This window comes from Hyunsoonleella flava (genome assembly GCF_004310325.1).
GTDB classification, from domain to species: domain Bacteria; phylum Bacteroidota; class Bacteroidia; order Flavobacteriales; family Flavobacteriaceae; genus Jejuia; species Jejuia flava.
The window spans coordinates 1-12,613 of sequence record NZ_SIRT01000009.1 but is presented as its reverse complement, the minus strand read 5'-3'; the positions used below and the strand labels follow the sequence as shown (position 1 = coordinate 12,613).

Below are 12,613 nucleotides of genomic sequence, written 5' to 3'. Positions count from 1 at the left end.
CTCAATGATGATAAAATTTTCAAACAACTTAATGGCCGTTTTAGTTTTGTTGCTGTCCATAGCATACTCCTGTAAACAAAAGCAGAAAGAAACATCTGAAGCCAACAAGGAACAATGGATTAAATTATTTAATGGCAAAAATTTAGAGGGCTGGTCTCCAAAAATAAAAGGCTATGCTCTCGGGGACAATTACAACAATACCTTCATAGTTGAAGATGGTATTTTAAAAGTAAGCTACAAAGCTTATGATTCGTTTAACAACGCCTTTGGACATTTGTTTTACAAAACACCGTATAGTGACTACAAATTTAAAATGGACTACCGTTTTACTGGCGAACAAGCACCGGGAGGAAGAGCCTGGGCACTTAGAAATAGTGGTATTATGATTCATTGCGAAGATCCAAAAGGGATGGAACTAAACCAGAACTTCCCTGTATCCATTGAAGTACAACTATTAGGAGGAAATGGTGTGGATGAACGTGCTACGGGAAATTTATGCACACCTGGAACACATGTGTTTTACAAAGACTCACTTATTACTGAGCATATTATACAATCGTCCTCAAAAACCTATCATGGCGACCAATGGGTGCATGTTGAAATTGAAGTAAGAAACGACTCTATTATTAAACATTTTATAAATGGGAAAGAGGTTTTAAGATACAGCAAACCCCATATTGGTGGTGGTGCTGTTAATACAGGGGACAAATGGCTACCAAAAGAAAATCAGCCACTAAAAGGTGGTTATATTTCTTTACAAAGTGAGAGTCATCCTGTAGAATTTAAAAATATCGAGCTTTTAGTTTTAGATGAGTAAAATAAAGGTTACTCTTTTTAACCACTTATTTTTTCGTGAATAGTTTTTGCCGCCAATTCGCCAGAAAGCATCGCAGCATTTAATGAACCATTAAGCAACGTATCACCTGCAAGATAAATAGCATCCGTTAGCTGTGTTTCCGAAGGAAGAACACTGTAAGATACATCCTCAATGTCTGGTAGCGCATTTTTTATATGGTACGTTTTTAAATGCCGTAATGTTGTGATATTAAAATGAGTTTTCAATTCATCTTTAATCCGATCTATAAGCTTTGTTTCTCCTAAATGATGTTGCTTTACTACACTAACCGATAATAACTTATTGGAGTTACTTTCACTTGGCGGAAATGATATTGAATTTATAAGCGCTTCTTTCGTTTCTGCCAATAAACCAATCATATACTTTGGGAATACCATAGATGCATCTACTTCAAAATATAAAGTCTGTGTGCTTTTCCATTCGTTTACTGTAGTAGTTAAATTTGAAATAACATTGGACGCTTCGGTAGCTACAATACAATAATCAAAAGCCATTTCTATATCATCGCTTAAAACAATCGTGTTTGCCTTTACACTTTTAACTTGATGTTCATACTTAATTGTAGTTTGGTTTAGCTTTCCAAGTAATTGATTTGGGATATCCTGAATACCGTGCTTTGGAACAACAGCTTCACCCGCTCCAAACATCTTAAAAACAAACTCAAACATTCTTGATGATGTTTTCAATTCAGTTTCGAGAAAAATACCTGTGAAAAATGGTTTGAAAAAATCATTTATCATGGCATCTGAAAAACCAAAGCGTTTTAAATATTGCAATGTATTTACAGATTCATCTTGGAAAATAGCTTCTACTGTTTTTTTATTGAGCATCCGTTTCAGTTGAAATACTTTTATCTTATCTGATAATGAGCCCACCAGTGAAAATAATGTAGAGCCCAATAACGAAATATCTCTTAATGGATCGCCAATAGTTAAGCGTTTACCATTCTTAAATATATAAGATCCTGATACAAATGATTTAAGATTCAAGGTATTGTAATCGAGATATTTTTGAGCCATTGGATAAGCACTTAACAGTACTTGAAACCCTCTATCTAAAACATAGCCTTCTACTTCGTCAGATTGTACACGACCTCCAACACGAGTATCAGCTTCTAAAATTGTAGGCTTATAACCAAACGCCTCTAGCTGTAATGCCGCAACTAAACCACTTACTCCTGCTCCTACTATTACTACCTTTTCGTCCATATCTCTTTTGTTTTTGGTCATCAAATGGACCTACAAACTAAAAAGTGCTTTATTTAAACAATAAAGCACTTTAAAAATGACTCTCATGTCTTGTTTATTCAACTATGAATTTCCCTTTCATTAAGGCATAGTGCCCTGGAAAGCTACATAGAAAATCGTAAGTACCTGCAGCGGGTGCATCAAACTCTACAGAAGTGGTCTGCCCACCACCAATTAATTTAGTCATTGCAACAATATCACCTTCAGCATCTGTTGGGATATAGCCATTGTCCCTTGCAGTGGCAGCCTTATTTCCAAAGGCAGTAAGATCAACACCTTGTTTCAAAATAACGATATTATGACCCATAACATTAATGTCCATTTTGCCTGTATGTCTCAATGTTAGTTTCACTTTTTGACCAGCCTTTACACGAAGTTCTTTTTTATCAAATTGCATCGCATCATTTCCTGCAATTACTAAATTAGCAACATTGTCATCTACTTTTTTTTCCTCTTTCTTCGTGCCTAGTTTAATCTTCTGTTCTGGCGTTTCTTTCTTTTTTTCACCACCACAGCTAAGCACTAATGACGCTAATATTACCCCTGTAATTAAAAATTTAATCGTTTTCATATCCTTTTTCTTTTTTTGTTTTTGCAAAGATAATTATTACCTCTCAAATTAGTTTTATGATTTACCTAGTTAAGAAAAACTAGCTCTATAATAGAACCTTTCTAAATAGTGAAATTTATAGAATATAATCCGTACTTATAAAATTTGACGCTTTCTCATCTAATAATTCATTTAGAATCGCATTATTATAGTCGTTATCCTTTGAAGCCACAAAAGTTCTAATGGAAAATGATCGTAAAGCGTCTGTAACACTTAAAGTTCCTACCGCAGAGTCTTTCCTTCCTGTGAATGGATATACATCTGGCCCACGCTGACAAGAGCTGTTTAAGTTTACGCGACATACAAGATTTACCAAAGTATCAATTAATGGAGATAAGGTTGTTACGTTTTTTCCAAATAAGCTTACCTGTTGTCCATAATCAGATTCTGCCATATCGTCTAAAGGCTCTTCAATATCAGAAAATGATACCACAGGAATTACCGGTCCGAACTGCTCTTCCTTAAATACTCTCATATCTTTTGTTACAGGAAATAGTACCGCTGGAAATATAAAATTTTCTGTTGTTTCGCCGCCTTTTTTATTTAGAATTGAAGCGCCTTTATCTTTAGCATCATCAATTAATTCTTGGATATAAGCAGGTTTATCTACCTCTGGCAGTGGTGTTAACTTTGCACCATTCTCCCACGGATTTCCAAATTTTAACTGGTCTACTTTATAAGCAAAACGTCGGTTAAACTCTTCAACAATTGATTCGTGTACATAAAGTACCTTAAGGGCGGTACAGCGTTGTCCGTTAAACGATAAAGTACCAGAGATACACTCTTCCACGGCTAAATCTAAATCTGCGTCAGGCAATACAATGGCAGGGTTCTTAGCTTCTAATCCTAATACCATGCGCAGCCTATTCCCTTTTGGGTGTTGCGCTTGTAAGGCATTCGCAGATTTACTGTTTCCTATTAACGCTAGCACATCTACTTTACCCGATTTCATAATTGGTGTCGCCAAAACACGACCGCGACCGTAAACAATATTAACCACACCTTTTGGAAAGCTATTTTGAAACGCCTCCAACAAGGGAGAAATTAATAACACTCCAATTTTTGCAGGCTTAAATATGGTGGTATTTCCCATGATTAGTGCTGGAATCAATAGCGCAAAGGTTTCATTTAGTGGATAGTTATACGGCCCTAAACACAAGATAACACCTAATGGTCCCCTACGAATATGTGCATAAACACCGGCATGCTTTTCAAACTTTGCTGAATCCCTATCTAGTTGCTTATAGGCTTCGATGGTATCATAAATGTAATCCACCGTTCTATCAAATTCTTTTTCTGAATCTGGTAAATTTTTTCCAATTTCCCACATTAATAATTTTACCACCTCGTCTCTCTTGGTTTTCATTTGCTCCACGAAGGTTTCCATGCAAGCAATCCTATCTTCAACCTTCATGGTAGGCCAAAGACCTTGTCCTTTGTCATAAGCTTTTTCAGCAGATTTTAGAGCTTCCATAGCTTCAGTTTCACCAAGCGTTGGTATCGTTCCTAAAAGTGTCGGTTTATAGGTTTCTGTACTTGATATTGTAGAATACACTTCTGTTGTATCACCACTCCACTGTTTTAATTCTCCGTCAACGAGATAGGTAGATTGGTGTAACAAATCAGTTATTTTATAGTCGTTTGGAATTTCTACTTTTGCTTTGCTCATGGTTATATTTTTAATGGTGCTAAGATATTCAATATTTAGGACAAACCCTTTTTACAAAAGTCGCCAAAACCTTTAAAAACTTAAGATGTAATGGCTCTTTTATATTAAAAATGGACTATAACGTTTGCGGGGTTTCTTATAGTTAGGATTAAACTATTAGTTGGCAATCTTACCCGCGTTAGGGATTAAACGGCATACTTCGACTGCGCTCAGCACAGGTGTTGAAGCTCCCGACGTAGGAGGAGCGACTAGTGAAAGCCTACCTGCCGGTAGGCAGACCCGAATCCTCTAGCCCTGAGGTTCTCGAAGGGTGTGGGCAACGCCAAAAAAAACCTCGCACAAAATATGCGAGGCTTTTCAACATTTAAAAAATGTTTAGCTTAGTTTAGTTGAATTGTTATACTATTGGCTTCATAGCCGTCATAGCTGTTCTTAAGAATGTTCCTATTTTCTCAACGGGATGCGCTCTTAAGGCTGCATTTATTTCGATTAGTTTAGCATTGTCAACACCTTCTCCATTGTCTTTTGCAAAAGGCTTTCCAATCACGTCAGTACTTACGGTTTTCATGAAATCTGCTAATAAAGGCTTACATGCATGGTCGAATAAGTAACACCCATACTCTGCAGTATCAGAGATTACACGGTTCATTTCGTATAATTTCTTTCTAGCAATAGTGTTTGCAATAAGTGGTGTTTCGTGTAAAGACTCGTAATATGCAGATTCATCGATAATACCAGACTCAGTCATCGCTTCAAACGCTAATTCTACACCTGCACGAACTAAAGCCACCATTAAAACACCGTTATCGTAATATTCTTGCTCGCTAATTTCCATATCACCTGCCGGTGTTTTTTCAAATGCAGTTTCTGCAGTTTCAGCTCTCCATCCTAACAGCTTAGCATCTCCATTGGCCCAATCTGCCATCATTCCACTAGAGAAGTTGCCTTCCATAATATCGTCCATGTGCTTTTGGAATAACGGACGCATAATATCCTTTAATTCTTCTGACAATTCAAAAGCTTTAATTTTTGCTGGATTTGATAAGCGATCCATCATGTTTGTGATACCACCGTACTTCAATCCTTCTGTTACAGTTTCCCAACCGTATTGAATTAATTTTGAAGCATAACCAGGATCGATACCTTCCTCTACCATTTTATCAAAACAAAGAATAGATCCTGTTTGTAACAAGCCACAAAGAATGGTTTGCTCTCCCATTAAATCTGATTTTACCTCAGCTACGAAAGACGACTCTAAAACTCCTGCTTTATCACCTCCAGTTGCTACAGCATAAGCTTTGGCCTGAGCCAATCCTTTTCCTTCTGGATCATTTTCTGGGTGTACCGCAATTAGCGTTGGCACACCAAATCCGCGCTTGTACTCTTCACGAACCTCAGAACCTGGAGATTTAGGTGCACACATAATTACGGTTAAATCTTCGCGCACTTGCATACCCTCTTCCACGATATTGAAACCGTGAGAATACGATAGTGTAGCACCTTTTTTCATTAAAGGCATTACAGCATTAACAACGTTAGTATGTTGTTTATCTGGAGTAAGGTTTAACACTAAATCAGCTGTTGGAATGAGCTCCTCGTAAGTACCAACAGTAAATCCGTTTTCGGTAGCATTTACATAAGAGGCACGCTTTTCTTTTATAGCAGCCTCACGCAACGTATAAGAAATATCTAACCCAGAATCTCTCATATTAAGTCCTTGGTTTAATCCTTGAGCACCGCAACCTACAATTACAATTTTCTTGCCTTTTAATGCGTTTACGCCATCAGCAAATTCTGAAGCGTCCATAAATCTACATTTAGACAATTGGTTTAATTTACCAGCTAATGTAAGTGTGTTAAAATAATTTTCCATTGTTTGTTTATTGATTTAATAGTCTGTTTGCATCCATCAAACTAAGATGCTTTATTTAATTTTGGTTTATTGTTGATTTCTAAATTCTTCTAATATTTCTGAAACTTTCATTTCCTCTTTGGTAACAGCGATACGTCCTGACCGAACGAATTGCATGATACCAAACTTATCCAGTTTTTCGCGAAGTTCTTCAATTTCATGACGTCTTCCCGTGTTTTCTAGCACAAAAAAATCGCGATTTACAGTTACGATTCTAGCATCGCTTTCCTTTATGATATTCTGAATCTGCGGTTCTTCAAACAGTAGTTCGCTCTTTATTTTGAACATGCAATTCTCAGTAAAAATAGTCTCGTCATTTGTATGGTAATAAGCTCTAATAGCTTCCACCTGTTTTTCTATTTGACGTACCACTTTAATAGCTTGATCTTCGGTGATTTTAACCACAATTACGAAACGGTTTACATTTTTAATTTCTGATTGTGAAGTGGTTAAACTTTCAATATTGATATGTCTGCGCTGAAAAATAGCAGAAATACGATTTAACAATCCGATATTGTTTTCGGTGTAAACGGATATGGTGAATGTCTTTATCTCTTGACTCATTTTTTAAATGAATTAAATCTAATACTTATAATACTAAACATCGATTATCGACTTAGCTTAAACGGATATCTGAAACTGAAGCTCCAGAAGGAATCATCGGGAAAACGTTGTCTTCTTTCTCAACACAAACTTCTAAGAAGTATGAGGCATCTGATTCCATCATTTCCTTAACCGCATCGGCTAATTCCTCACGTTTTGTAACACGTTTAGCATCAATATGATACCCTTTCGCTATGGTAACGAAATCTGGGTTTGTCATTTCTGTTGAGGCATAACGCTTATCAAAAAACAACTGTTGCCACTGGCGTACCATCCCTAAAAATTCGTTGTTTAATACCACAATTTTTACAGCTGCTTTTTGCTGAAAAATAGTACCGAGTTCTTGAATATTCATTTGGTAACCACCATCCCCAATTATGGCCACAACTTCACGATGTGGTTCTGCCATTTTTGCTCCAATAGCTGCAGGTAAGGCAAACCCCATGGTTCCCAAACCACCAGATGTAATATTACTCTTAGAATGATTAAACTCTGCATAACGACACGCTATCATTTGGTGTTGCCCAACATCTGAGACAATTGCGGCATTTCCATCACTATAATTATTGATTTCCTTTAAGACTTCACCCATGGTTAAGCCTTCCTTTTCAGGTAACAAATCGTCTTTTATTACCGCATCATACTCAATCGCATACAAGTCGTTAAACTCTTTAAGCCACGCATCATGAGAATTCTCTTTTAATTCTGAAAGTAATAAAGCCAAACTCTCTTTTGAATCTCCTAAAACGGCAAGGTCTACTTTTACGTTTTTATTAATTTCGGCGGGATCAATATCAAAATGAATGATTTTGGCCTGTTTTGCATAGGTATTTAAATCTCCCGTAACACGGTCGTCAAAACGCATACCAATTGCAATTAAAAGATCACATTCATTAGTTAACTTATTTGGCGCATAATTACCGTGCATCCCCACCATGCCTACATTTAAAGGGTGTGATGTAGGAATTGCTGAAGCCCCTAAAATTGTCCACGCAGCAGGTACACCAGATTTTTCGATAACAGCCTTTAATTCTTCCTCTGCTTTACCAAGAATAACTCCTTGACCCCAAACAATCATTGGCTTTTTGGCGTTATTGATTAATTCCGCAGCTGCTTTCACATCATTACTATCAGTTTTCGGCACTGGATTGTAACTTCTTACCGCCGTACATTTTTCATACTTAAAATCGAACTCCTCAAACTGCGCATCTTTTGTAATATCAATAAGTACAGGTCCTGGTCTTCCACTTTTTGCAATGTAAAATGCTTTTGCCATTACCTCAGGAATTTCCGAAGCTTTAGTTACTTGCGCATTCCACTTGGTAACGGGTGTTGAAATACCAACAATATCCGTTTCTTGAAACGCATCTGTACCCAATAAATGTGAAGGTACTTGTCCTGTGATACAAACAATAGGTGTTGAGTCTATCTGTGCATCTGCAATTCCCGTAATTAAATTGGTTGCTCCAGGCCCTGAAGTAGCCATAGCTACACCTACTCTTCCTGAAATTCTTGCATAACCTTGGGCAGCATGTGCCGCACCTTGTTCGTGGCGTGTTAATACATGATGAATCCTATCTCTATATTTGAACAACTCATCATATACCGGCATAATAGCTCCACCTGGATAGCCGTAAAGTATATCTACACCTTCAGCAATCAAACATCTTATAATGGCTTCACTACCAGAAATACGTTCGGTTTTTGCTGCTTTGTTTACTTCTTTTTTTATAGTTTCTGTATTCATGATATGTCTTTTTTTGAGACCCCTCGACTGTGCTCAGGGTGACATAAAACTGTATTTAAAATGCATCCGTTACACAACCTTTAGAGGCTGATGCTACTGATTTTGCATATTTGTATAAAATTCCTTTTTTATGTTTTGGTGCTGGTTCAACCCACGCTGCTTTTCTTTTCGCTAACTCCTCATCGGAAATTAAAACATTAATGGAGTTGTCCTCGGCACTAATTCTTATTTTATCTCCTGTCTTCACTAATCCTATCGTACCTCCAGACTGTGCCTCAGGTGTAATATGTCCCACTACAAAACCATGGGTTCCACCAGAAAAACGTCCATCTGTAATCAATGCTACAGATTTACCCAAACCAGCACCCATAATTAACGATGTTGGTTTTAGCATCTCAGGCATTCCCGGACCACCTTTTGGACCTACATAGCGAATGACGACGACATCACCTCTTTCTACTTCACCGTTTGATATTCCTGTATTTGCATCTTGCTCACTATCATAAACCACCGCTTTACCTTCAAACAACAAACCTTCATTACCAGATATTTTTGCTACAGCACCTTCTTCTGCTAAATTCCCATAAAGGATTTGTAAATTCCCAGAGGATTTTAATGCAGCTTCTTTTTGGTACACAATATCTTGGTCCTCAAACTCAATAGCTTCAACATCTACTAAATTTTCAGCAAGCGTTTTACCAGTAACCGTCATACAGTCGCCATGTAAATAGCCGTTTTCTAGCAAATATTTCATAATGGCAGGAATACCTCCAATACCATGCACATCTTCCATAAGGTATTTTCCGCTAGGTTTTAAATCACCTATTAAAGGCGTTTTATCACTTACACGTTGAAAATCCTCAAGTGTAAAATCAATATCAGCAGCATGAGCAATAGCTAAAAAGTGCAGTACCGCATTTGTAGAACCACCTAAAGCATTTACTAACGTGATAGCATTTTCAATAGACTTTTTTGAGATGATATCCAACGGTTTTAAATCAATTTCCAATAAATGCTTAATTGCTCTTGCATAGCGTTCCGCTTCCGATAATTTATTTGGGTTTTCAGCAGGAATAGAAGAGTTGTAAGGTAATGCAAAACCCATGCACTCTATTGCCGATGCCATAGTATTTGCGGTGTACATACCACCACAAGCTCCTGCTCCTGGAATGGAGCGTTTTATAATTTCTTTATATTCTACTTCATCAATTTCTCCAGCTACTTTTTGTCCAAGTGCTTCAAAAGCCGAAACGATATTTAACTTTTTTCCCTTATAAGTACCAGATGCTGTGGATCCGCCGTACATCATAATTGAAGGACGATTTAAGCGCAACATAGACATTATCGCTCCAGGCATATTTTTATCACAACCCACAATAGCAATTAATGCATCGTAACTTTGTGCATTCATAACCGTTTCAATAGAATCTGCGATAATATCTCGCGATACTAATGAATAATTCATTCCTGATGTCCCCATAGAAATACCATCACTTACACCAATGGTATTAAAGCCCAAACCTACTAAACCAGCGATATTACATTCAATTTTAACCTCATCCTTTAGCCCATTTAAATGCATGTTACAAGGGTTACCATCATAACCAGTACTAGCAATACCCACTTGTGCCTTCTGCATATCCTCATCCGTCAAACCTGCTGCATACAACATGGCTTGCGATGCTGGTTGCGACTCATCCTGTGTTAATCTTTTACTATATTTATTAAGTTCGGCCATTTTTATTGAAAATAATTTTAGGTTTCAGTTTATTTAGTTACAAAAAAATTAATGTCTTTAAGAATTTTAACAGGAATTCTCAATTTCAGTCAACGAAAATAATTCTTTATCATATTACCAAGATTCTATAAGGTTTTAACGGGTTAAATTCACTGCACTAAATATTATGTTAAAATTTTGAAAAACAGTTATTTAACTTCAATATTTTATGATGTTCAAACAGAAAAAGTTTATAAAATTTTTGGGCGTTCCCTAAGTTCCGTACCTACAAGGTCAAAGAAAACCTTGCAGGAGTCTCTCCGGTCGGGCTTTCACTAGTCGCTCCTCCTACGTCGGGAGCTCCAACATTCATCCTGCACTGAGCTCAGTCGAAGTGTTCAATCCCTAACGCGGAGGTGTCCGCCAAAATCACGCTTTAACCAAAGCAATAACTTCACTTGCTATTTTTTAGTATTTTAAAAATAAAAATCAGTAAAATCTATAGCGTGAAAAATGACAAAATACCTTCATCTTTTCTTTTATTTTTTTACTTTTGCACATCATAAATCACAGAGGAAAGATTTGACTGATTGCAACCTCTTTGCACCTAAACATTTTGGTGCAAGTAAAAATGCTAAAGGCAGTGTAAACTCCTGAGACGTTTTCCGTCAAATCTTGCTTCATAAATAACATAATATGCCATATTTATTTACTTCAGAAAGTGTTTCTGAGGGACATCCAGATAAAGTTGCAGATCAAATTAGTGATGCTTTAATTGATAATTTTTTGGCCTTTGATGCCGAATCTAAAGTTGCCTGTGAAACTTTGGTAACCACAGGACAGGTAGTTCTTGCTGGCGAAGTAAGGTCACACACTTATTTAGACGTACAAAAAATTGCCAGAGACACCATAAACAAAATTGGCTATACCAAGGGCGAATATATGTTTGATGGTAATTCTTGTGGGGTGCTTTCTGCAATTCATGAGCAATCTGAAGAAATTAACCAAGGTGTGGATAGAGGCAGCAAAGAGGAACAAGGTGCTGGAGACCAAGGTATGATGTTTGGCTATGCCACTAACGAAACCGAAAACTACATGCCCCTAGCGCTTGATTTATCACATCGCATCTTAATTGAATTAGCTAAATTAAGACGGGAAAATAAAGACATTACTTATTTGAGACCAGATTCTAAAAGTCAGGTAACTATTGAATATAGCGATGACAACGTACCTCAACGCATTGATGCTATTGTAGTTTCCACACAACATGATAACTTTTCTGATGACGATACCATGCTTGCAAAAATTAGGGAAGATATTATCAACATCCTTATTCCAAGAGTAGTTGCCACACTTCCAGAAAACATACAGAAACTGTTCAATAGCAACATCACCTATCATATCAATCCTACGGGAAAGTTTGTTATTGGAGGTCCACATGGTGATACCGGATTAACGGGCAGAAAAATTATTGTAGATACTTATGGTGGAAAAGGTGCCCACGGTGGTGGTGCATTTTCGGGAAAAGATCCCAGTAAAGTAGATAGAAGTGCGGCTTATGCTACGCGTCATATTGCAAAAAACCTGGTTGCGGCAGGTGTTGCTGATGAAGTTTTAGTGCAGGTAAGTTACGCCATTGGAGTAGTAGAACCTATGGGTATTTTTATTGACACTTACGGCACGTCAAAAGTAAATTTAAATGACGGCGAAATTGCCAAAAAAGTATCTGAAATTTTTGATATGCGTCCTTACGCTATTGAAAGCCGTTTAAAATTGCGCTCTCCAATGTACAGCGAAACTGCTGCTTATGGGCATATGGGACGCACCAATAGAACAGTAACTAAAACATTTTCTCAGCCTAATGGCGACAGTAAAACTATTGATGTAGAATTGTTTACTTGGGAAAAGTTGGATTATGTAAATGCCGTAAAAACCGCTTTTGACTTGTAAAAATATTACAACTTTATAACATTGAAAGACCGCTTTGTAGTGGTCTTTTTTTATTTACCACCAACTTGACTTGGTAGAAATTTTCGTCTACCTTAGCTTATCGAACGATATGGTTCACTTGTGCTGCAGCTTAGGGAAGCATTAAAGCGGAACCATATCTCAAAATTGTGCGCAACCTGAAAAGCCAACCGACAATTAATGGAATTTGATAAAAACTTATTGTCTTTTTTAAAACCAAGGTTGTTAGATGAATTAATTAATAAATCTACACTTAAGGAATTTTCAAAAGGCACTGAAATTTT

Annotated in this window: 9 protein-coding genes; 2 read left to right on the top strand and 7 right to left on the bottom strand. The window is 37.0% G+C overall.

Features of this window, described 5'->3' with window-relative positions:
• Positions 1 to 4 precede the first annotated feature (4 nt).
• The gene (locus EYD45_RS10830; protein WP_233702626.1) at positions 5 to 817 is read left to right on the top strand and encodes a 3-keto-disaccharide hydrolase; all 813 of its coding nucleotides are present in this window, start codon (positions 5 to 7) and stop codon (positions 815 to 817) included.
• 17 nt (positions 818 to 834) lie between these two features.
• Here the strand turns inward: EYD45_RS10830 and EYD45_RS10825 are convergent, their stop codons facing one another.
• The 7 genes from EYD45_RS10825 to ilvD all read right to left on the bottom strand — a co-directional run bounded on the left by EYD45_RS10825 (position 835) and on the right by ilvD (position 10,382).
• On the bottom strand, positions 835 to 2,064 hold the full coding sequence (locus EYD45_RS10825; protein WP_130964573.1) for an NAD(P)/FAD-dependent oxidoreductase: 1,230 nt from the start codon (positions 2,062 to 2,064) through the stop codon (positions 835 to 837).
• A 94-nt stretch (positions 2,065 to 2,158) separates the two neighbouring features.
• Positions 2,159 to 2,674 (bottom strand): azurin, encoded by a 516-nt coding sequence (gene azu, locus EYD45_RS10820; protein ID WP_130964572.1) that lies wholly within the window; start codon positions 2,672 to 2,674, stop codon positions 2,159 to 2,161.
• Between the two features lie 115 nt (positions 2,675 to 2,789).
• A complete protein-coding gene (locus EYD45_RS10815) occupies positions 2,790 to 4,382 on the bottom strand; it encodes an NADP-dependent glyceraldehyde-3-phosphate dehydrogenase (RefSeq protein ID WP_130964571.1) in 1,593 nt (530 codons plus the stop codon).
• A 397-nt stretch (positions 4,383 to 4,779) separates the two neighbouring features.
• Positions 4,780 to 6,255: a ketol-acid reductoisomerase gene (gene ilvC / locus EYD45_RS10810; RefSeq protein ID WP_130964570.1), complete on the bottom strand. Its 1,476-nt coding sequence runs from the start codon at positions 6,253 to 6,255 to the stop codon at positions 4,780 to 4,782.
• Positions 6,256 to 6,321: 66 nt separating this feature from the next.
• Positions 6,322 to 6,858 carry an acetolactate synthase small subunit gene (gene ilvN, locus EYD45_RS10805; RefSeq protein ID WP_130964569.1) on the bottom strand — a complete coding sequence of 179 codons (537 nt, stop codon included), beginning with the start codon at positions 6,856 to 6,858 and terminating at the stop codon, positions 6,322 to 6,324.
• Between the two features lie 52 nt (positions 6,859 to 6,910).
• Positions 6,911 to 8,644: a biosynthetic-type acetolactate synthase large subunit gene (gene ilvB, locus EYD45_RS10800; RefSeq protein WP_130964568.1), complete on the bottom strand. Its 1,734-nt coding sequence runs from the start codon at positions 8,642 to 8,644 to the stop codon at positions 6,911 to 6,913.
• 55 nt (positions 8,645 to 8,699) lie between these two features.
• A complete protein-coding gene (gene ilvD, locus EYD45_RS10795; protein WP_130964567.1) occupies positions 8,700 to 10,382 on the bottom strand; it encodes a dihydroxy-acid dehydratase in 1,683 nt (560 codons plus the stop codon).
• A 675-nt stretch (positions 10,383 to 11,057) separates the two neighbouring features.
• Here ilvD and metK point away from each other — a divergent pair.
• Positions 11,058 to 12,311, top strand: a complete 1,254-nt coding sequence (gene metK, locus EYD45_RS10790) for a methionine adenosyltransferase (protein ID WP_130964566.1) — start codon at positions 11,058 to 11,060, stop codon at positions 12,309 to 12,311.
• The last annotated feature ends 302 nt before the right edge of the window (positions 12,312 to 12,613 follow it).

Excerpts from the sequence above, each read along its gene's own strand:
- azu (WP_130964572.1), bottom strand. The coding sequence starts at position 2,674 with ATGAAAACGATTAAATTTTTAATTACAGGGGTAATATTAGCGTCATTA.
- ilvD (WP_130964567.1), bottom strand. The coding sequence starts at position 10,382 with ATGGCCGAACTTAATAAATATAGTAAAAGATTAACACAGGATGAGTCG.
- ilvC (WP_130964570.1), bottom strand. The coding sequence starts at position 6,255 with ATGGAAAATTATTTTAACACACTTACATTAGCTGGTAAATTAAACCAA.
- ilvB (WP_130964568.1), bottom strand. The coding sequence starts at position 8,644 with ATGAATACAGAAACTATAAAAAAAGAAGTAAACAAAGCAGCAAAAACC.
- EYD45_RS10825 (WP_130964573.1), bottom strand. The coding sequence starts at position 2,064 with ATGGACGAAAAGGTAGTAATAGTAGGAGCAGGAGTAAGTGGTTTAGTT.
- EYD45_RS10815 (WP_130964571.1), bottom strand. The coding sequence starts at position 4,382 with ATGAGCAAAGCAAAAGTAGAAATTCCAAACGACTATAAAATAACTGAT.
- EYD45_RS10830 (WP_233702626.1), top strand. The coding sequence starts at position 5 with ATGATGATAAAATTTTCAAACAACTTAATGGCCGTTTTAGTTTTGTTG.
- metK (WP_130964566.1), top strand. The coding sequence starts at position 11,058 with ATGCCATATTTATTTACTTCAGAAAGTGTTTCTGAGGGACATCCAGAT.
- ilvN (WP_130964569.1), bottom strand. The coding sequence starts at position 6,858 with ATGAGTCAAGAGATAAAGACATTCACCATATCCGTTTACACCGAAAAC.